The sequence below is a fragment of the Maribacter hydrothermalis genome, assembly GCF_001913155.1.
Classification (GTDB): domain Bacteria; phylum Bacteroidota; class Bacteroidia; order Flavobacteriales; family Flavobacteriaceae; genus Maribacter; species Maribacter hydrothermalis.
Genome location: NZ_CP018760.1, coordinates 409,315 through 428,920, shown reverse-complemented (window position 1 = coordinate 428,920; position 19,606 = coordinate 409,315). Strand labels below are relative to the sequence as shown.

Sequence of the window (19,606 nt, the reverse complement as noted above, 5' to 3'; positions counted from 1 at the left end):
TTTGAGGACATTCCCGTTTGTCGAAACTAGACTGAATAGTTCTATAAAATTTCAGATAAAAATATAGTAGAAATATTTACATGACTTAAAATGGCAGTTTTTCATTAGGTTTCCGAGAAGTAACTTTCCAAACCCCATCAACCTTAACAAGTTTAAATATGCCAGGGTTCTTATCATAAGAAGTAGAATACTTTACCCAAGCCATATCCCCATCGATACTTTCTTCGATGACTTTAAAATTCATTTCTGAATTCTTGGGCTTGGCAAACATATTCATGAGGTTAGAGAAGTTTGCATAGCCATCAGGTGTAGTATGCTTCCTTAATGTTTCATCATTATTATGATAAAAACTTTCGGTAACTATTTCTGCGATTGATGCAGGAGAGTTATCTAGAGTTTCATTGCAACCGATGTATAATAACAGCAAGACAATTAGTACAATATTCTTCATAACAGTTTTAATTTGGGTTATTAATATATTTATGCGAAACATTTAGCTCAAGATTACGTTCCCCGTTATTTTCGTTAAGTTCAATGACAACTCTGCGGTCATTGCTCAATGAAAATTTAGGCAGTACGTAAACCATTCTCACGGTTTCATTTTCTGCTATTCTCGTTGGTCGGTTGTGTATGAACAGCGGTTTTTGGTATATGCGCTGCAGTGATTTCTTTTTTCCTTTTTGTTTAGTTTGAATTGATATGTCCAAAAAATTCAAATCATAGTCTAAAGTAGAAGTGTTTTTAATTTGAACAACGAAATAAAGTTCTTCCTTATCAAAGACAATATTTTTAATACTTAACTCAATACCCTCATATCGTTTTTGAAGGTTTTTAAAACTCTGTTTTCTTTGAATTAAATAGTTACAGGCGCGTAAATAGTAATTTGATTTACTAACACCGTTATCCTCTTTGCTAATAGTTGGTACATCTAAATTTGGTTTTTCATTACCAATACTACTGTTAGTTGAAATAAAGTAATTGAGCTTTGAGAGTTGTTCTTTATACCCTACAATATACGAAAAAATAGCTCCATTTTTATTGATTACCAATAGATTACTTTCTTTTCCTGGTGTTGCTTGCAGTAGTCCAAAGTATTGTTCTTTATCACGATTATAGGTGAATATGAAATTATGGGAGCCAGTAATACCTTGCCGTATAGGTTCTGGAAAAAACAAGGCTACATTCTTTTGGTCGTTGGCATAAATGGTATCTAGTATTATTTTTTCTTGTGCATTCGTAAGAACGAAAACAAAACTAATGATTGAAGTAAGAATATATCTTTTCATAACAGTAAGTTTTAATTGCCCAGTATAGGCTCATAATTTTGGTTTTAGAATTAGCTTGTAATTATTGATTACGGTGACTTTTACGGTGCGATTATTTCTGCGAAACACTTTTGTAATTCCATTTACTTGCGGAATACTTGGAATGTTAATATCCTGTATCATATCATCTAGAACCTCATTTGTAGCTTCTTCTCTAAAACTATTTTCGACATAAATTCCCTCGCTACCGTCCAAAAGGTCATAGGCTTTTAAATTTGTTGGATGATGGTTAACATTTTCAATTTTAATCAATGCCCTATTAGGCTGAAAGCTGATGAAACCAAAAAGGAGTGTGTTTTTAGGAATTAGCTTATAATTGATGGTGGCGGATTTCATTAATCGCATCCGTAAACGGGTATTGGTTTTTACTATTTGGCTGCCATCCACTATAACAAAGATTTCAGAATCTGTATTCCCTAAATTAGAAGCATCATTAGTTAGAGGAGAAGATGCAAAGAAGAGCTGATGTTCTAAACCCATTTCCTTTGCTTCGATTTTAATTTCTCGTTTAATATCTGCTGAATCTATCTCTTTAATAACTTTTGGTTTAGGTTTACGTTGACCAATGTTTTTATAAGTCCTGTCGGAATAGTTTATGCGACTAGCATTGTAAATACTATCAATTATACGTTCCTTTTTATTTTCTTCTAAATCCGGATTATAAAAGCCTAAGGAGTCAATAAATTTTTCATCATAAATGCTAGGTGCATTTGTTTCACGGACCTTTTTTAAATCATTAATAGCATCTAATTTAGAATCATATTTCTTTTGTTCCTGTTCAAGATTAGGAACTAGTGTTTGTTTTAAATTTCCACTTGTACTTTCATCTTCTCCCATAAATAAAATCGAATAGGATATTAGGAATATGAGAATTATGACCAATACAGAACCAAAAACTATTTTATTCTTTTCTATTTGCATAAGAGTTTGTTTTTAAAGGGTTACCTAGCTACCTCTAGTTTATTATGAACTTTCATTATTTAATTTCTTCAAACTTTTTTCAAAATATTCTGTAATAAGCAAACCATGTGGATTATTTGGAAAGTTTCGGTTTACGGAAATAAGATTTCCTGTAGTAACTAGTTCATAAGTATCTAATATGGACCCACGATTGATTTCGAAAATAGTTACCGTCTTAAAACTATATGCGCCTTTCTTTTCTTCGATTTGCGTATCAATACGAACTACTTTCTGGACTAAGGAATATTGCAAAAGGCGATTGTAAACTCCATCAGATTTCTTTTGACGGTATAGATTATCTACCGAACTATTCCCAAGCCATAAGGCTTTCTCTAAATTCTTTTCAAAATTGCTTGCATCAATATCATAGAAGTATCTGTGAAATAATTCTATATGTGCTAGGGCTTCCACGTCGAAACTTTCTTTTTGTGCAATTAGCTTCAAGGGAATTATAGTACCGTCTGTATTCACTGCAAAGATGCTATTCATTGCTTTGGCATGGATATTATAGACCATCCATATTGAAAATAGGCTAGATGCGGTAGCAAGAAATACCGAAGAAAATACAATGAACCTATTGATTTTTAAAACAGCGTAAATGTCTTTATAGGGTGTTTTCATTCCGTAATATTTAGTTTGTGAATAATCTTAAGGTGAAAGAAGTTGCTCTACGATAGAGCTTGAATTTGAGGAATACGATAAATCCAACAGATCCTAACTGAACTACTGGAGCAAAAAAGCCCTGGCCGAATTCAGTTCCAAATAAGTTTGTCCAAAAGTTGGTATTGATTTCAGTATAGATAGCATTCACGAACACGTTCACCAAAAAGAAGGCAGGTACTAGCATATAAACGGCTGCATAAAGTTTGAAAAAAGTATACGCTAGAGACCTGAATTTTTCAAAGACAGCTAGACTAATAATCAACGGGAAAAATGCCTGCATTATCCCAAGTAGAAAAAAACGTTCGGCTAAGAATAATGGATAAATAAAAAGGTCTAGAATCCAAAGAAACGTGCTAATGATGAATGCAAATATTTTAAATCCGTATAATGGTGTAATTAAAGCTTCATAAAGTAAGGTCATTGCCATACTTGCAGCATCCAACATACTAACGTCTTCTTCTAAGGGGATATCTTGTAATTGTAGGGGTAATAGGGCAGGAGCGGTACCTCTGTATTGCGACTCTATAGCTACCAAAATTCCATCAAAGAATCCTAATAACTGTGTAGAGAAAATAACCAATAGTACAACTGCAAAGTTTTTAGCTAGCTCTGCAGGACTCAATCCCCAGGTATAACCATCTTTATCGGCAATACCTTCGTTATATTTTTTAAGAATATTGATAAGAAAGAACAACACAGCAAGGGTTTTCATTCCAGCAATGGTGTATTGCGAAAAGTTACTATCCTGTATGGTTTGGAATACGGTATCAATGTATTCAAGTCCAATTCCTAAAAGTATTACGGCATTCATCTTTAGTAATTTACTTGACGATTATTGACTTTGTCCTGCATTTTTCTAAAGGAGATAATATCATGGTAGCGCTTTGTTTTAATGGTGGCATTAGATACCATTTCTTTAGATTCCATTTCCTTTTCTTTTAAAATTATGGCGCGTTCGGCATCCGTCATTTTCATAAAATCACTGGATAGCACTTGATCGATAAAATCCATTGTGTCCAAAGAATTTTCTATCACAGCACTGAAAGATTCTGATACACGAGTTACTTCATCTGGTTTTATATAAGGTGAATTCAAGATGTCTTGTAGATCATTTTGCATTACCTGAATAAGACGTTCATTATTTCGACCAATTTCTCGAACTGCCTTAAGTTGTTTAACTACGTCATTGACCTTTTCTAGATTTTCTTTTTGCTGTTTAAGGAACTTTACAGTTTTAATAATATTAGCCGTCTGTTTACCAGATTCTACTAATTGTTTTATTAGGCTGATAAAATTGGTGTTGTCATAAACTGGCATTCCTTGACACGTAGCTTGGGAAGGCATTAATAGGGTTAACATGATGGCAAATACTAGTATTTTAATTTTCTTTTTCATTACATTATTATTTAGAATTAATATTCAGTCTGGATGAATTCGTTAATAGCTTTTTCCATGCAATTATGTTTTTTAAAAAGGGCCATGATAGCATCGTTTTCTTTACCATCCGTGAGGTAAGCTGCGTATACTTCCTTCGGAACTTCTAGCCGAAATATGTTACTCTCTTTTCCTATTTTGATAAACATTTCGGTGTATTTTCTAGGTCCGGTCAGATTGTTTTTAATAGATTTTAATTGGTTTAAATCATGACTGGAAAGGTTTAATCTTTTCTGTAGTTCATCATAGCCTTTTTCATTGTTTAAGCTGTAAATCACCTGGGTGTTTTCTAGAATACTTGCCGATGTAGAATTGTTAGGTAATTGATTGATGGATTGAAGAATGATGCCAATAGATCCATTTTGTTTTCTAATAGCTTGGTAGTAAAATTCAACACTCTCTAAAACATTGTCGAACTTTAATTGCTTTGCAAATTCATCAAAGAGGATAATGCCTTTTTCTGCTCTATTCTTCCAAATCGTTCTTTGAATTGCGGATTTAATGAGCTTAAGCATTACAGAAAGTATTTCTTTGTTATCCTTGACTTCATCCAATTCAAAAACAATCAATCGCTTGTCTTCAATTTTATAGGTTTGGTCTTCGCTGACCTCAAAAAGAAAACTGTATAGACCATCGCCAACATACTCCGACATTACATGTAGAAAACTTGTAACATTGAAGTAGTCAGGATGGATTTTAAGTTCCTTTAAAAGGGATGTTTGATGATTCTCAATGAACTTATAGAAACCGTCTAACGAATGATCTATAGAAGTACTTTCATAATAATGGCGTAGAATTTTTTTCACTGATACCGATTGCGCTTTGGTAACCTTTATGTCTGATGCGAAGAGTTCAAAAAGAAAAACAGATAAATCTTCTAATCGTTCAGGAGTTAGATCATTAATATCACTGATGAAAAAGGGATTGATGCCTAAATTTTTTCCGCTTTCATATCGTAAAACGGTGTAGTTCTCTGGATAGAGTTTAGCGAATTTGGTATAGGAACCTCCTAAATCTATGATGACTAGGCGCACACCACTTTCAAAATACTGTCTTAGAATATTATTGGCTAAGAACGATTTGCCTTCCCCAGTTGGGGCAAATATGGCAAAGTTTCTCGCTTTGATCCGCTTTTTAGATTCATCCCAAACATCCTTTAAAATTGGGGTGTTATGAACTCTATCGTTAAAAATGATTCCTGTTGCGTCAGATTTGTAATTGCTATTGTTGATGAACAGGCATAAGGCATGTTTTAAATCGGTAACATACAAATCGTCATCCGAAAAATTAGCAGAAAAGCAACAGTAACTGTTTAAAATATAATTTTTACGTTCCTCACCTTTTGGGTAATAAGGGTTGATATCTAGTTCTTTAAATTCTGTTTTAATTTTAGAGGCAATCTTTTCTAGCTGATGGGCTTCCTTATCCCAGTAAATAATATTTAAATGTCCTCTAATAACACGTGTTTGGTCATCGGCATTTATTTGTTTTAAAATGTGTTGAATCTTAGAAAGAACAACTTTGTTCTGTGAACCGAAATTTGAGCTTTTGTTAAGTTCTTCTACTTTCTTATCAAGTTGCTTGCGCCATTTATGTTTGTCATCCAAATAAATAATTTGATTTACGATATGATTTTCATTAAGCGTTAATCCCAATCCATCTATAAAACCTTGATGAAACACAAAGTCATCGGTAGTAAAGCGTTCGTTGGTTTTGCTTGTTTGCACGCTTTCACTAAAACATAGTTCACTGTTTACAGCAAGAACATCAAAGTAGTTTTCTCCTATAGTAATATTAGATTTATCTAGTATAATATCGGTATCAAAACCTGAATTAAATCCATTGAAATAGTCATGCGTTAGTCTGTGTATAGCTTTTGCTTCAATTGCGGTATAATTTATTTTACGACTATTGTTTAGAAAAGAAACAGCGTCACTTACAGCGCTAATGAAACTTGCTACGGTTTCATCTGCATCACGAATAACTTGTTTAGAAACATCACGAAATGGATTGACGAATTTGCTATTGTTTAACGCATTGTTTTTGGTCAAAATAAAGAATAGATAGCTTTGATGATCTATATACTCTCGACCTTTAAAATGCTCATGTGTAGCTATTTCTAGAAAGGTGGTATTGGGCAGTTCTTGAGAGGTATACTTTTGTCTGAGATAAATATCTTGCTTATGAATAACACACCCTGTCGATAATGATTTAATAGCCTGAAACCACGCGCCATGCATATCTTCAAAATCCTTTTCTGATAGGGAATATATTTCTGGGAGAGTGCCTTTAAAACATACTACTACATTGCCGTTATTGGCAAACACCACATTCTTATTGATGTTTATAATAGGATAGTTTGATGCCAAGTTTATCTTATTCATAATACAGTGCTGATGTTTTTTTGTTGCTAATACTTTTTGGAAATATTTTGGTGACATACAGCCATTGTGGATTTTGAGAAAACTTGGTCAAACCTATATATAGTAAAGCATTAAATAGAATTACACAGATGATGATGCTTAGCCCAAAAGAGAATATGATAATCAATAGTGATGCTATAACTGCTATCATCATTAGAGCGAATAATGAAATAGGTAACCCAAAAATCATTGCCTGTTTTCGTATGTTTTTATAGACCTCGAACTTTTTCATAATCTGATTCTTATATATGGTGTATTTCGGATTAGACTACTATTGAAATTAGATAGGTGAATATGCCCACGACGGCGCCGGCAATTAGTACGAATACAAGCACACGGGTAATTCCTTTTTTTAAATCTGCATTTTCGCCAAAAAAATGTCCGGCATTAAATAGAAAACCTATAAGGAAGATTACTCCGAGAATAATGGGAAAAATGGTTCTGATAGTATCTGAAACATCATTTACTGAATCTTCTATTCCGCCAATTTGTGCAAGTATGGGAGCTGTAGCAAATAGTAATGCAATGACTACAAATTTTGATTTTTTCATGGTAATTAGTTTTTAGGTTATAGTCTATGAGTTTAAATGCTTTTGTTGAACTCTTCTCTTAGACGTATTTGTGAAATCTATTAGTGTTGGCTCGTAATGCATAAAATCTTCCAAAATTTAACGGGCGATGTTGTTAAATTTTGGAAGATTCTTATGGCAAGGAAGTAATCGTTGCATTTTGTGCAAACGAACAATACTACTATGAACTTTTTAAAATTTGTTATTGCTGGGATTATTTTCGGAACCTTTTTATCATTTTATTATGGTCAAAATTCTGATAAACTTATCATAGTAATTGACCCTGGTCATGGAGGAATAGACTCAGGTGCAGTGGGTGTAAATGGAGTTTTGGAAAAGGATATCGTTTTAAGTATTGCGAAAAGGATAGATAGTTTAAATGCGAATCTATTTGACGACCGATTTGAAATCTATTTGACTAGATATCATGATACACTAATAACCTTAGGAGATAGAACCGAACTGGCTATAAGGCTTAATGCTGCTATTTTTATATCGCTGCATTGTAACCAAGCCAGTAACAAGAATGCCAATGGCATTGAGGTTTATGTAGATGAAAGACATAAACGTTATTCCAAATCTTCGTTTAGATTGGCAAACATTATGCAACGTGAGTTGAATGATAATCTTGGTTTTAAAAGTAGGGGAGTGAAAACAGCAAATTTTCAAGTGCTGCGGGAAAATACCGATAATTGTCCAGCAGTATTATTAGAGTTGGGGTATTTGTCCTCTGTTGATGAAGCCGAGCATTTGATCAATGAAGAAAAACATATCGGTATTGCTCTTGTAATATTAGAATCGATTATTAAAAACAGATAGTTATGAGAGAGGTATATTTGGAGGTTGTTCGGTGTTTGAGGAAATTATTAATTAAAACCATGAAAATTTTAGTTATAAAATCCTACTCTTTTTACAAGAGTAAGATTTATCAAAGTAAACAACTTATTAAATTGAAGTTCTCTGTATTTAAACAGTAATAATGTTATAAAAGACTATATTAATTATTTGAAGAATATTTTAATTGACCGTTATAAAACTTCATTCAAATTTTTTAATTATTTTTTTTGGTTACACTAACTAAATACTACAGATCAGAATCTGAATCTACAATTGAATTCTTTAAAAAAGTAGTCATGGATGCCAATCAAAATTTAAAGGCTTAGGTTTCCAGTTTATGTGAAGAGTTTAAAAGCTCGTGATTGAGATTTTATTGTAGATTTAAAATTGTGACTATTAGTCCGCAGATTCATTAATTTTATAAATTTTCTAAACTAACTCAATGAAAAAGTGTTGAAGTTTCAAAGTATTACAGAACCTCTTTTAAATATCAAAAACAAGTCTTCTCATTCACAATTTATAGTGAACTTATTTTGTTGAACTGGGAAAGTTGGAAAAGGTCATTATAATTGAATTTATGGAAGCTGGTTTAGCTTCTTCAGGTGCCCGAGAAAAAAGATTAGGAGAGCCTACGGGAATCCGTACGAAAAATTAACAAAAAATCCATAATTTACGAACAGTACCTAAGCTATAAGAGGTTAACTGTTTCTGAAATTTGCGAACGAGACGATTTTTCTAGAGTAACTTATTATAATTATTTAAAGTACAGAAAACTTAGTGGTAAATTGAGACCTTTTTAATAATAAACTAAATTGAATGTCAAAAAATAATTTTGGAGTAACTAGAGAAACAATCGGTAAAGTTTATATCGAACCTAAGAATAAATTTAGAATTCCAAGATTTCAAAGACAATACACTTGGGAGGAAAAACAAATTGAAGAATTTTGGGAAACAATGATTTCTGAAATTCCTGTTTTCATTGGTACAATTATATTTGATACGAGAGATTTAGAAGATAACAATATCATTGAAATAATTGATGGTCAACAGAGGTACTTGACAATCCAAATTTTTGGATCTGTAGTCAGAAATATTTTAAGAAAAGAAGGTGTAATAGAAAAGCATCCAAAATATATTGCTTGGGCAAACGGTATAAATAAAAAAATTATTGGCTCACAAGATACATATGATGAAGACACATTTTATGATTATTTAATACCTGGCGATTCTATCAAATCATTTTTTAAAACCCATATTCAAGATAATCCACCAATTGAAATCACAGAAACACTTAAAGTCAATAAGAATTCTGAGGAAGAACGTGTTAAAAAAGCATATTTAAAGTTTCATAGTTTAATTTCAAAAGAAATTGAAAGCTTAACTTTTGAAAAGAAGTTTATATTTCTTAAAGATTTAGTAGATAATAAATTAAGTAAACACTTCTTTGTTAAAATTGAAATTGAAAACGAGGAACTGGCGTATGAAATTTTCGAAACAGTTAATGCTAAAGGAGTAGATTTAAGTGTTGCGGACTTAATAAAAAATCAAATTTTTAAAAATGTAGTTGGTGCTGATGATAAACATCTTGACAGTGCTAAAGAAAAATGGTCTCAAATATTAGAATCTTTAGATAGCATAGAGTTTTCTTTAAAAGATTTTCTAAGTTACTATTGGACTTCAAAATATGAATATGTTTCTGATAAAAAATTATATTCAGCTATTCGAGAAAAATTTAAATCCAATACAAAATATTGGGAATCGTTTTTAAATGACTTAAAAAGTAATGCAGGATACTTAAAACTAATCGTTTCAGGAAGCATTGAAGATATCGAGTCTCATTTTGGTAATGACAAAGGTGAGGCATTAAAGGTTTATAATAGTCTACGCGTTTTAAGAAGTACTAAGGCGAAGACTTGGATTATATTATACTTGTCACTATTTAGAAATCTAGACTCTACTGGAAGCAAAAGGGCTAATATACCTTTATTACTTTCAAATAGATGGGAAATCATTCAGAAATTTACATTTCTTTATTTTCAAATTCTTAGTATGCCAGGAAACTGGTATTTTAAATTAATAAGTGACATTGCAAAAAAAGTAGAACAATATTCTTTTGATAAGAAAGTTAAAAAAGACTTTGTTGAATTATTTAAAAATGAATTATTTACTCAATTTAAAACAAGGTTAACTTCATATGAAACTTTTGAAGAAGGCTTTAAAACTATACAATACAAAGACGACCAAAAGTCTAGAATAATAATTCGATATGTTTTAAATGAACTAGAAAATAAAATAGGTGGAAATACTGACGAAGGTTATGATGAAAACAAAGTTAGTATCGAACATATTTTACCTAGAGATCCTAAAGAATGGAAAGTAACTAAAACACTAATTAAACCTTACGTCAATACTATAGGAAATTTAACCTTAATAAGTAAAAAGTTGAATGGACAACTTGGAAATAATAGAATTGATGAAAAAATTAAAATTATTGAAGGCAGTAATTCTAAACTAAGTCTTATTAAAGATTTAATTGTTAAAGTTAATTCACATGAATGGGATTTTCAAAAAATATCGTCGGATAAAGATTTTGAAGCAATTGAAAAAAGATTAGAATACTATTCTAAAAAAGGACATCAAATTTGGAATGATGACTTAAAAATAAAAATGGGTTTCAATTGAGGTAATGAAAATAATTAAGTAGATATTTTTTTATTAAAATGAATAAAGGTTAAATAATTACATGACGAAAAAAACAAAATTTACCCTTGAAGAGGTTTTTACTCCTAGTCAACCCGCTAGTTATACTTTTGTAGAAAGAAAATCTGTTGATAGTAGGTTAGATAGAGCTCTTAGAACACCAGGTAAGCAAATTATTGTTTATGGTTATTCTGGAGTTGGGAAAACCACTCTATTGACAAATAAATTTAAATCTCAAAACATCTCAACTATTATTACACGGTGTGTTAGTGGAATGACGTTAGCTGATATAGTTAAAGATGCATTTAATCAGCTAGAAGTTTTCTTTGTTTCTCAAGCTGATAAATTAGAAGGTAACAAAATTGGCGGTGATATTAGCGCATCATATTTCGGCATCAAGGCATCCATATCCGCTGAAGTCCGGGATGATAATAAGCTAACTATAAAAAGAGCAGTTGAATTGCCTATCACCCCTCAAACTTTGGCCAAATATATTGGGGAATCAAATAATTGCTGGGTAATTGAAGATTTTCATAAAATTAAATCTGATGATAAAATACTTTTAGCTCAAATAATGAAAGTATTTATGGATTCTTCAGTAGACTACCCTAAATTGAAAATTATAGCAATTGGTGCTGTCAACACTGCGCGAGAAGTTGTTCAATTTGATCCAGAAATGAAAAATCGTATTTCTGAAATAGAAGTACCTTTAATGAGCAACGATAATTTGGCTAGTATTATAGAAGTAGGCGAGAAATTGCTAAATATTGTTATTCCTTCAAATGTTTCAAACAAGATTATTGCATATTCCAGTGGACTTCCAGCAGTAACTCATCAGTTAGGCTTACTTGTTTGCGAGTTAAACAACGTCCTTAAAACACATGTTTCTCCCAAGGCTTTAGAGATAAAAATAAATACTTTTGATGCTGCGTTGGACGAATTTTTGGCTGAAAACTCGGATACTTATAAAGCAATATATGAAAGTGCTATCAAAGTAGTCCATAAAAGAAAGTCGGAAAACCCGAAAGATATTTTGAAAGCAATTCTAGCTTCCAATAAGGAAAATGTAACTGTATCCGATATTAAAGAAACTTTGCAGCTACAAGATAGAAATTATAAGGGTAACAATCTGAAGAAATATGTTGACGAGTTAACTTTGCCAACACGGTCGGAAATTCTTAGGTTAAATAAAAATTCAAACTCGTATTATTTTGCAAACCCATTTATAAAAGCATATTGCCAATGTACCTTGAGAAGTGGAGTGGTTAATCCAGCAACCTTACTTAAGGAATTTAGAATCACACTAAATAGAGAACTTGAAATTGCTCGGCAAGCCTTTATAAGAGATTTTGAAGAATAAAGTTATCACAAGGTAACTGCGAATAGTTCGAATTAAAGAATAATCTAATGGATGTATCAAATTATAGATGGTATATTTCGTAAAAGTTTAAAATTAAATTTTTAAAATATTTATTGTCCTTTTAGTAAGAATTTGCCCCAAACCAATGGTTGCTCACTAGCAGCATTATACTTATTTGTGACTTCTTTATACGTAGACCATTTGGGTTTTTTCTTAGCCCACATCGCTTTGCGATTTAGCCCACTATCCTGCATATGTTCAAAGAGTTCTGGTGCGAATAATAAATAATCTTTCTACTTGATGTTTACTCTCATTCTATATGCACCTAAAGAAAAGTAGGTTGCGTCATCTCCTTCGTAAGTTACTACTTCAAAAGAGAAGTGTTTGGTAATGTCTTTTACATCGGTATTTTGAAATAAGGGAGTTAAAGAATCGCAAAAGGAAGGCGTGTTAAAGGTACTTGTTATAATTATATTGGTCTTTCCTTGATAGATTAATGTTTTGTTGAATATGGCTATGTTTTCAACCTGGCTCTTATATATTGTAATAACCTAATTAAAATCTTCATATTGTTAAACTCTCCTATCGGGATAAGTTCAATCTTTTTTCTGACAGAAAATCTATTCTATAAATTAAATTTTAATTGCTAAGGACCTCGATTTCTTCAGCTTCATTAATCATTTCATTTGCCAACTCTCCTATTTTTTGAAGTGCACGCTCCACTTTTTCATCCCATAACATGCCAAAACTGAGCCTTAAGCAATTATTATACTGGTTTTGTAAGGTGAACATCCTACCTGGGCAAAAATCGATATCATATTTGTTGGCCCTTTCATGTAATTTTTGGGTGTCCACTTTTTCATTAAGTTCAATCCAAATTAAAAACCCTCCTTTTGGATTACTTACTAAAGTATCTTCAGGAAAATACTTCTTAATTCCTCGCAGAATTTTGTGGCTATTTGAGCAGTAGGTTGTTCTAAGCTTACGTAAATGGTGGTCATATCTTCCGTTTACCAAAAAATTATAAATGGCATTCTGAAATATTGAATTCGTTGCTATGGAATGATAGCGTTTAAGTTTTAATATTTTATCCATATACCGGCCCGGAGCAACCCAGCCAATTCTATAACCAGGGGCCAGTGTTTTAGAAAAAGAGCTACACCAAATAACCAAACCACTTTCATCATAGTACTTACAGGTACTTGGACGATTTTTGCCAAAGTAAAGGTCTCCATAAATATCATCTTCAATCAAAGGAACTTGATATTGTTCTAATAATTTCACTAATTTCTTTTTGTTTTCATCTGGCATGATACTCCCTATTGGGTTATTAAAATTTGTGACGATAAGAATTGCACTTACTTTTTTGTATTTTAATGTAGTGCGCAAAGCATCTATATCCATACCATCAATAGGGCATGTTGGTAATTCTATTATATTCAGTCCAAGTTGGTTCGCTAATTGTAAAACCCCAAAATATACGGGGCTTTCTACAACTATAGTATCTCCTGGCTCAGTGATTGCCATGAATGCTAAAGACAATGCATTTATACATCCTGAAGTGATAACCACGTCTTTTTCGGATAGGTTTCCTCCCCATAACAATGTTCTTTGCGCTATTTGGCGTCTTAAATCAACACTTCCTTCTATTGTGTCATAATTAGTGCCTCCATCTGCAACTTCCCTTATTGTTTCATGAAGAGATTTTTTGAGTTTAGCAATGGGTAAGAGTTCTGGTGCCGGTAGTGCCCAAGCAAAGTTAACTACCCCATGACGACGAGTATTTTGATAAAAATTGGAAAAAAGATCACAGGCGTCTTTCGAAACTTTTTCTTGAGGCGGATTGGTTGTTTTAGGGCTTCTAAGAATGCAATTTTTATCGTGTATAACGAAATATCCAGATTTTGGTCTTGAGGAAATTAAACTTTTAGATTCTAAATAGTAATAGGCCTCTTGCACGGTACTGATACTTACCCCATACTCTTTATGCAATACCCTTATCGATGGAAGCTTATCTCCCAATCTAAGAACCCCATCATTAATTTGTCGTTCGATACTATTCGCAATTTTCATATACAGAAAAGTGCCGTTTACATTTTTCATACTATTTATATTTAATCTGTACTGGTTAAATATACAAAAACTGAATCTGTTATGGTGTTTGTCTACTCATTAGTTTTGACATAACAAATAGTTTGAATTTCGACCATTGTATTTTTTCAAAGTTAGCAACTGATCTCTGCAGGGTTTGGTTACTTATAATTAGAAAAAGTGTACGGTTTAATGAAAATATAATAATCCAAAAAAAAATAATTATGAAAAAGTATATACTCTATATAACTGTAATCTTCTTTTACTTTTTAGGATTTTCTCAAGAGTCAATTACTAAAGTATCAATTACCACCAGTGAAACTTTAGAATTTTATTCTGAAGAACTTGAAGAAACTCGAAAATTGAACGTTTACTTGCCCCTAGGCTATGATAAGAATGATAGCAAAGCATATCCAGTTATCTATCTATTAGACGGTTCAGTCAACGATGGTTTTACCTATATCTCTGGGTTAGCCCAATTTTGTGCTAGTACATTAAAAACAATGCCTGAATCGATTATAGTGGGAATTGTCAATGTCGATAGAACTAGGGATTATACCTACCCAAGTCGGAATCAAGATGATATCATTCATTTTTCGACTTCAGGAAAGTCTGGTAAGTTTATCGCTTTTATTGATAAGGAGCTACTGCCTCTCATTACAGAAAAATATAATACCAATGAACATAGGACAATCATTGGTCAAGCGTTTGGGGGATTATTAGCAACAGAAATTTTGCTTACAAAAACTGAATTATTTGATAATTACATTCTAATAAGTCCAAGTCTCTGGTGGGATAATGCTTTTTTAGTTACCGCCAACACCGCTAATATATTACCAAAAACTAAAATTTACATGGCAGTTTGGAATCGGGACCCTCTTTCTCTAAAGGCCGTAGCTAAACTAATGGCACAATTAAGATTGACTAATAAGTTGCACCCTGAAAAATCTTTGGCTCTTACTTATGATATTATTAAAGACAATGATCATGGCAATGTAGTTCGTACGGCAATGAATAATTCGTTTAAATCAATAAAATAAATATTATGAACAGAAAACTTACAAATTTAATGTCGTATAAACAGAAAGCATGGATTGAATCATTATTAAAAAATAAGGAGATTAAAGACTTAGAAAGTTATTTACTAGATTTAATCGATAAGGAAATTGCACTTAATGACAAGTGGTTGAATGTTTATAGAGCTATAAATAAGGATTTAGAAAATTGATTATTCAGCCAAATGAGTTTTTATAAGATGAATCTATTTTTAAATATTTATTTAGAGAGTATTCTGAATGTAATTCAATATAAAATGCTATTCATGAGTTATTTATTTAAGTATTTACCCTTTATAATGAGATGAAAATTTCAATTTTCATCTCATTAAAGTATCAATTTCCCCCAAACCATCGGATGCTCACTAGCAGCATTATACTTACTTGTGACTTCTTTATACGTAGACCATTGTGGTTTTTTAATCGGCCACATCGCTTTGCGATTTAATCCGCTGTCTTGCATACTATCAAAGAGCGCTGGAGAAAATAGTAAATAATCATTCTGCTTAATGTTTACACCCATTCTATATGCACCTAAACGAAAGTAAGATGCATCATCTCCCTCATCAGTTGCTACTTCAAATGAGAAATGTTTGGTAATGTCTTTTACATCGGTATTTTGAAATAGTGGTGATAATGAATCGCAATAAGAGGGTGTATTGAATGTTCCTGCAATAATAACTTTAGTCTTCCCCTTAGCAATCAAGTTTTTATAGATTCTAGCAATGCTTTCAACCTGGCTCTTCCGAATCGTATGCGCTATTTCTAGGTCGTCGGTTTGTTTAACTAGATTCGATACTAAAATATATATCTCCTCTGAGCTAGGTGAGCTGATTTCATATTCAACAAGTTGTTGAAACAAGTCGCTATGCCCTCCAATTAAATGAGTTTTTATTGTTTGTAAAGAATAACCTTCGCGAAGTAAAATGGCAATTTCTAAACCCTGTTTATCACTGCTCTGTATAACGAAGGTATGGCTGTATGGTTTGCAATTAAATTTAGGTAAAACCTTTTGGTTAAACTCTTCTAGTGATGCTCTGTCTTCTACCTCTTGCAGCAATAGAATATCTGCATTAACATCGGCAATTACCTGGGCTTTGTTATCAGTGGAAGTTGGTGAAATTGGCTTGGTTTGTAACTCTATCCATCCGTTCCAATTAGTCAAATGCCCCGCTCTTGGCTCAGCGGAATGATGAATGCCTTTTAAATATAATAATCCGGCTTTACGTCTCATTACTGCATAGGGCAGAGGAGTTGTTTTTTCAAACCCTAGTAAGAAAGATAATTCCCTAATCCGTTCTTGTTCAGATAGTAATTTACTTGACTTCCGCATTAACATATCTAGCTCCTCAATCCAATCTGTAATACATTTTCCAATAGGTTGTTCAACAAGACTTTTGTCCCGATGAAATAAATTCTGAATATTAAATGTTGCTATTTTCATACTAATTTGTTTTATGCCTATTAGGGCTTATTTGCGCTTATCATTTGTATTTTCATCAAAAGCCACCAGGTTAAATAATTGCCGCATACGGCTTCGTACTCTGTTACCATACATGTCTTCCAATTCTTGTGCGCTTAAGTTTGTGGTGGCATGGGTCTTTAGGTTTGCTTTTAGAAACAAATCGTATCGTGATAAAAGAACTTCGCCCATTACATTACAGTTCTTACCATAGTGTCTACCAATGGGTTCAACACCTAAATCATCAAAACAATAGAACTGTCCATCGCCATAATCTTCTATAATTTTATACCCAATATGGTTGAATCCGAATACAATATTTCTTGCGGGAATTACTTGATAAGGTCGTTGCAACGGTACAATATGCCGTAGTAATCGCATTAAGCTGGTTTTGCCACAACCAACAGGACCAGTAAGTAAAATACCTTTGTTGGGGTCTATTCCGTTTTTTGCACACATTTCTTCGTCTTTTATAAAGTAGTTGCAGAGTTTAAAAATTACTCTATGGTCATCATCATAGATTTTAAACTCCTTTCCAAAAAGTAGTTTTCCTTTAGCGTCCAAATAAATCAAAATCTTATTGAAATCGTAAGTGACGGTCTTTCCATCAAATTGCCCAATGGAGTATTGAACTCCACCTTCATCTATTTTAGAGGGGTTCACCATAGTTTTTAATTTTGGTCGTCTTTAGGTTGTCCTTAAAAGGGGATTGCTCTTTTAACGATTCTATTTCCTTTGCTTTTAACATCCAATTTCTTGCACTTGCCATCCAATCCACAATTTTTATTTTCCCACCTTGCTTCCAACCAATGGCCTGATAATGATTGTAGAATTTAATGGCCTCTACAGTTTGCCATTTCATGCTTTTAAAAAATTCAATCACTTCAATTTCATTTTTTGGTAGCTTAGGTTTATTATAGTTTTCTTTTTGTTTAGTACTGTTTGTATTATGTACCAGTACATGTTCAGTTGTAGTTTCCTTGTTGTTCAGTACTTGTTTAGAGGTTGTCCCGAATTTGGGCATCCTCAATTCGCTGCCTTTATAGATGTTATGGGAAGGAAAATATTCGATGTATTTCCAATTGTCCAAATCTTGTAAACAACGGTGATAGGTAGTGTTTGAACCAATTTTTGAAAGTTGCATTACTTCTTGACGGTTTATATAGAATTTTTCTGCAAATCGCGTGGTGTTCCAAATTTGAAATAATGCCATATAGAGACTTACATGTGTGGGATTCAATCGTGAATCTTTTGCTATAAGTTGATACACTGCATTCAGTTGCTTTATATAATTCATGCATGTTTAATCAATTTTATGATGAATACGATTTGATAACATGACTTCTTGGATTTCATCAGAATCATAAAAAATGATACCGCCGACTTTGGTGTATGGTAGCGTTCCATTAATGCGTAAATTCTGTAAGGTGCCAGGGCTAATTTGTAATAGTTTCATCACCTCCGAAGATTTCAGATACTTTTTAAGTTTACCTGAAGCTTGTTTGGTCAATAGCTTTTTAATATCATCGAGTAGTTCAAATTTAAACTCTCTTAAATCGTCTGTTGTTATAATACTTGTTGGCATAATGGAATGATTTTAAAAGAAAGGGACTATAAAAATGTTATTGTTTTTAATTGATAGCCCCTAACTTGATTTGACTTTCGTTCCGTAAAATTGAATGGTTTTAGTAGGTTTTGTTCACCAGTATCACCGTACTACGGTAAAAATTTAACACCTACAAATTTTATGAAGTTATGGGCAGTCCCAGCGTTTTATGCGAATTAGAGTAAAGATTTTAAGTCGAAGTACTATTAATTATGTAAAAGCAGGAGGTTAACCGTAATACGGTATTCTTTAATCATTTTTCTGATTCTTCCATAAATGAAGTCAGACCAGTAGATAGGGTGTCCAGAAATTTTGTTCTACTTATTTTCCGAGTTTTAATTTCAGCATATGTTTTATAAAAATCACCAAGGTCAAATTGAAAGGTATTTTGTAAGGCAATTGCAATTTCTTTAATATCTGCATCTCCATTATTTATGGAACTGGTAGAATGTAGTGCATATATTAACTCTGTAAGTCCGGCTTTTGAGGAGGTCCAATGCAAATTAGAACTAGAGTTTAATTGATTGGATTGCCCTATAGTGCTATTCATACTAATTGTTGTAAGTCTATTTTTGAGGTACTCAATAAATTTCTGATATGCTTTGACCTTTCCTAATAACATATCACGAGCAGTTGTGAAATCTGGGTCTTGAAAATAGAATTTAGAAGAAACGATATGATATAAATCAGAGAATTTTCTAGTAAAGTATTGATGGTCGAAGTGTGAATGTCCTTCTTGAATGTATTGCACAAAGTCAATATTGTAAATGAAGAATCTATTTAGCTTAGCTATTTTTTTGTTGATATACTTTTTTTGAGATGTACTATTGGCTACAGGAAACTGAAGTTCAAAAGAGCGTACTTCAGAATAGTAAATTAGAGGTGTGATTGAAATTTGTTTCGTATGCTTAAAAAAGTCAATCTCATCTTCTAGGGAAACGAAATTAGATTGTAAAACCAGATTCTTAAGGGTATGGAGGGTTTTTCGGCAAAGAAGTATTGCATTAGTAGAGCACTCTATAGATGTAGAATGTGTGGATTCAATTTCTTTAAGAAGTTCTAAAAACTCATTCGATATTTCCTTTAGGGGCTCAGTCATGTTATCGATTTAGTTATGCAAC

20 protein-coding genes are annotated in these 19,606 nt (G+C 32.3%); 5 read left to right on the top strand and 15 right to left on the bottom strand.

The genetic code is table 11. The annotated features are described in order from the left end of the window. Window positions 1–85 precede the first annotated feature (85 nt). The 9 genes from BTR34_RS01960 to BTR34_RS01920 are packed head-to-tail and all read right to left on the bottom strand — an operon-like array spanning window position 86 to window position 7,356. The gene (locus tag BTR34_RS01960; protein WP_068487075.1) at window positions 86–451 is read right to left on the bottom strand and encodes a hypothetical protein; all 366 of its coding nucleotides are present in this window, start codon (window positions 449–451) and stop codon (window positions 86–88) included. A gap of 7 nt (window positions 452–458) precedes the next feature. After that, window positions 459–1,286, bottom strand: a complete 828-nt coding sequence (locus BTR34_RS01955; protein ID WP_068486795.1) for a DUF4138 domain-containing protein — start codon at window positions 1,284–1,286, stop codon at window positions 459–461. 30 nt (window positions 1,287–1,316) lie between these two features. Continuing rightward, window positions 1,317–2,246: a conjugative transposon protein TraM gene (gene traM, locus BTR34_RS01950; RefSeq protein ID WP_068486797.1), complete on the bottom strand. Its 930-nt coding sequence runs from the start codon at window positions 2,244–2,246 to the stop codon at window positions 1,317–1,319. A 42-nt stretch (window positions 2,247–2,288) separates the two neighbouring features. Beyond that, on the bottom strand, window positions 2,289–2,906 hold the full coding sequence (locus BTR34_RS01945) for a conjugal transfer protein TraK (protein WP_068486798.1): 618 nt from the start codon (window positions 2,904–2,906) through the stop codon (window positions 2,289–2,291). 10 nt (window positions 2,907–2,916) lie between these two features. After that, window positions 2,917–3,759, bottom strand: a complete 843-nt coding sequence (locus BTR34_RS01940) for a hypothetical protein (protein ID WP_068486800.1) — start codon at window positions 3,757–3,759, stop codon at window positions 2,917–2,919. A gap of 2 nt (window positions 3,760–3,761) precedes the next feature. Next, window positions 3,762–4,343, bottom strand: a complete 582-nt coding sequence (locus BTR34_RS01935; protein WP_068486802.1) for a conjugal transfer protein — start codon at window positions 4,341–4,343, stop codon at window positions 3,762–3,764. Between the two features lie 17 nt (window positions 4,344–4,360). Continuing rightward, entirely contained in the window at window positions 4,361–6,766 is a 2,406-nt protein-coding gene (locus BTR34_RS01930) for a TraG family conjugative transposon ATPase (RefSeq protein WP_068487080.1), read from the bottom strand. Further along, a complete protein-coding gene (locus BTR34_RS01925; RefSeq protein WP_074472082.1) occupies window positions 6,759–7,037 on the bottom strand; it encodes a hypothetical protein in 279 nt (92 codons plus the stop codon). The genes BTR34_RS01930 and BTR34_RS01925 overlap by 8 nt, the downstream gene beginning before the upstream one ends. A gap of 31 nt (window positions 7,038–7,068) precedes the next feature. Beyond that, entirely contained in the window at window positions 7,069–7,356 is a 288-nt protein-coding gene (locus tag BTR34_RS01920; RefSeq protein WP_068486804.1) for a hypothetical protein, read from the bottom strand. Between the two features lie 201 nt (window positions 7,357–7,557). Between BTR34_RS01920 and BTR34_RS01915 the strand changes: the two genes are divergently transcribed. The 3 genes from BTR34_RS01915 (at window position 7,558) to BTR34_RS01905 (ending at window position 12,271) form a co-directional block, all read left to right on the top strand. Next, a complete protein-coding gene (locus BTR34_RS01915) occupies window positions 7,558–8,193 on the top strand; it encodes an N-acetylmuramoyl-L-alanine amidase family protein (RefSeq protein ID WP_068486806.1) in 636 nt (211 codons plus the stop codon). 834 nt (window positions 8,194–9,027) lie between these two features. After that, window positions 9,028–10,893: a DUF262 domain-containing protein gene (locus BTR34_RS01910; RefSeq protein WP_068486809.1), complete on the top strand. Its 1,866-nt coding sequence runs from the start codon at window positions 9,028–9,030 to the stop codon at window positions 10,891–10,893. Between the two features lie 61 nt (window positions 10,894–10,954). Continuing rightward, complete coding sequence (locus BTR34_RS01905; RefSeq protein ID WP_068486811.1) at window positions 10,955–12,271, top strand: ATP-binding protein; 1,317 nt, start codon at window positions 10,955–10,957, stop codon at window positions 12,269–12,271. A 639-nt stretch (window positions 12,272–12,910) separates the two neighbouring features. Here the strand turns inward: BTR34_RS01905 and BTR34_RS01900 are convergent. Then, window positions 12,911–14,374, bottom strand: a complete 1,464-nt coding sequence (locus BTR34_RS01900; RefSeq protein ID WP_068486812.1) for an aminotransferase-like domain-containing protein — start codon at window positions 14,372–14,374, stop codon at window positions 12,911–12,913. Window positions 14,375–14,586: 212 nt separating this feature from the next. On the opposite strand from BTR34_RS01900, the gene BTR34_RS01895 reads away from it, so the two are divergent. After that, a complete protein-coding gene (locus tag BTR34_RS01895) occupies window positions 14,587–15,402 on the top strand; it encodes an alpha/beta hydrolase (protein WP_068487082.1) in 816 nt (271 codons plus the stop codon). Window positions 15,403–15,407: 5 nt separating this feature from the next. Continuing rightward, the gene (locus tag BTR34_RS01890) at window positions 15,408–15,590 is read left to right on the top strand and encodes a hypothetical protein (protein WP_068486815.1); all 183 of its coding nucleotides are present in this window, start codon (window positions 15,408–15,410) and stop codon (window positions 15,588–15,590) included. A gap of 155 nt (window positions 15,591–15,745) precedes the next feature. Here the strand turns inward: BTR34_RS01890 and BTR34_RS01885 are convergent, their stop codons facing one another. From BTR34_RS01885 to BTR34_RS01865, 5 genes are all read right to left on the bottom strand, one after another. Next, window positions 15,746–16,861 carry an endonuclease/exonuclease/phosphatase family protein gene (locus tag BTR34_RS01885; protein ID WP_068486817.1) on the bottom strand — a complete coding sequence of 372 codons (1,116 nt, stop codon included), beginning with the start codon at window positions 16,859–16,861 and terminating at the stop codon, window positions 15,746–15,748. Window positions 16,862–16,888: 27 nt separating this feature from the next. Beyond that, a complete protein-coding gene (locus tag BTR34_RS01880; RefSeq protein WP_068486818.1) occupies window positions 16,889–17,545 on the bottom strand; it encodes a P-loop NTPase family protein in 657 nt (218 codons plus the stop codon). After that, window positions 17,529–18,176 carry a hypothetical protein gene (locus BTR34_RS01875; protein WP_068486820.1) on the bottom strand — a complete coding sequence of 216 codons (648 nt, stop codon included), beginning with the start codon at window positions 18,174–18,176 and terminating at the stop codon, window positions 17,529–17,531. Before BTR34_RS01875 ends, BTR34_RS01880 begins: the two co-directional genes overlap by 17 nt. A 6-nt stretch (window positions 18,177–18,182) precedes the next feature. Continuing rightward, entirely contained in the window at window positions 18,183–18,464 is a 282-nt protein-coding gene (locus tag BTR34_RS01870; protein ID WP_068486822.1) for a helix-turn-helix domain-containing protein, read from the bottom strand. Between the two features lie 274 nt (window positions 18,465–18,738). Beyond that, window positions 18,739–19,584 (bottom strand): RteC domain-containing protein, encoded by an 846-nt coding sequence (locus BTR34_RS01865; RefSeq protein WP_068486824.1) that lies wholly within the window; start codon window positions 19,582–19,584, stop codon window positions 18,739–18,741. Window positions 19,585–19,606 lie beyond the last annotated feature (22 nt).

What these genes read in the sequence shown, in the direction of transcription:
- BTR34_RS01960 (WP_068487075.1), bottom strand. Translation starts at nt 451, where the DNA reads ATGAAGAATATTGTACTAATTGTCTTGCTGTTATTATACATCGGTTGC.
- BTR34_RS01955 (WP_068486795.1), bottom strand. Translation starts at nt 1,286, where the DNA reads ATGAAAAGATATATTCTTACTTCAATCATTAGTTTTGTTTTCGTTCTT.
- traM (WP_068486797.1), bottom strand. Translation starts at nt 2,246, where the DNA reads ATGCAAATAGAAAAGAATAAAATAGTTTTTGGTTCTGTATTGGTCATA.
- BTR34_RS01945 (WP_068486798.1), bottom strand. Translation starts at nt 2,906, where the DNA reads ATGAAAACACCCTATAAAGACATTTACGCTGTTTTAAAAATCAATAGG.
- BTR34_RS01940 (WP_068486800.1), bottom strand. Translation starts at nt 3,759, where the DNA reads ATGAATGCCGTAATACTTTTAGGAATTGGACTTGAATACATTGATACC.
- BTR34_RS01935 (WP_068486802.1), bottom strand. Translation starts at nt 4,343, where the DNA reads ATGAAAAAGAAAATTAAAATACTAGTATTTGCCATCATGTTAACCCTA.
- BTR34_RS01930 (WP_068487080.1), bottom strand. Translation starts at nt 6,766, where the DNA reads ATGAATAAGATAAACTTGGCATCAAACTATCCTATTATAAACATCAAT.
- BTR34_RS01925 (WP_074472082.1), bottom strand. Translation starts at nt 7,037, where the DNA reads ATGAAAAAGTTCGAGGTCTATAAAAACATACGAAAACAGGCAATGATT.
- BTR34_RS01920 (WP_068486804.1), bottom strand. Translation starts at nt 7,356, where the DNA reads ATGAAAAAATCAAAATTTGTAGTCATTGCATTACTATTTGCTACAGCT.
- BTR34_RS01915 (WP_068486806.1), top strand. Translation starts at nt 7,558, where the DNA reads ATGAACTTTTTAAAATTTGTTATTGCTGGGATTATTTTCGGAACCTTT.
- BTR34_RS01910 (WP_068486809.1), top strand. Translation starts at nt 9,028, where the DNA reads ATGTCAAAAAATAATTTTGGAGTAACTAGAGAAACAATCGGTAAAGTT.
- BTR34_RS01905 (WP_068486811.1), top strand. Translation starts at nt 10,955, where the DNA reads ATGACGAAAAAAACAAAATTTACCCTTGAAGAGGTTTTTACTCCTAGT.
- BTR34_RS01900 (WP_068486812.1), bottom strand. Translation starts at nt 14,374, where the DNA reads ATGAAAAATGTAAACGGCACTTTTCTGTATATGAAAATTGCGAATAGT.
- BTR34_RS01895 (WP_068487082.1), top strand. Translation starts at nt 14,587, where the DNA reads ATGAAAAAGTATATACTCTATATAACTGTAATCTTCTTTTACTTTTTA.
- BTR34_RS01890 (WP_068486815.1), top strand. Translation starts at nt 15,408, where the DNA reads ATGAACAGAAAACTTACAAATTTAATGTCGTATAAACAGAAAGCATGG.
- BTR34_RS01885 (WP_068486817.1), bottom strand. Translation starts at nt 16,861, where the DNA reads ATGAAAATAGCAACATTTAATATTCAGAATTTATTTCATCGGGACAAA.
- BTR34_RS01880 (WP_068486818.1), bottom strand. Translation starts at nt 17,545, where the DNA reads ATGGTGAACCCCTCTAAAATAGATGAAGGTGGAGTTCAATACTCCATT.
- BTR34_RS01875 (WP_068486820.1), bottom strand. Translation starts at nt 18,176, where the DNA reads ATGAATTATATAAAGCAACTGAATGCAGTGTATCAACTTATAGCAAAA.
- BTR34_RS01870 (WP_068486822.1), bottom strand. Translation starts at nt 18,464, where the DNA reads ATGCCAACAAGTATTATAACAACAGACGATTTAAGAGAGTTTAAATTT.
- BTR34_RS01865 (WP_068486824.1), bottom strand. Translation starts at nt 19,584, where the DNA reads ATGACTGAGCCCCTAAAGGAAATATCGAATGAGTTTTTAGAACTTCTT.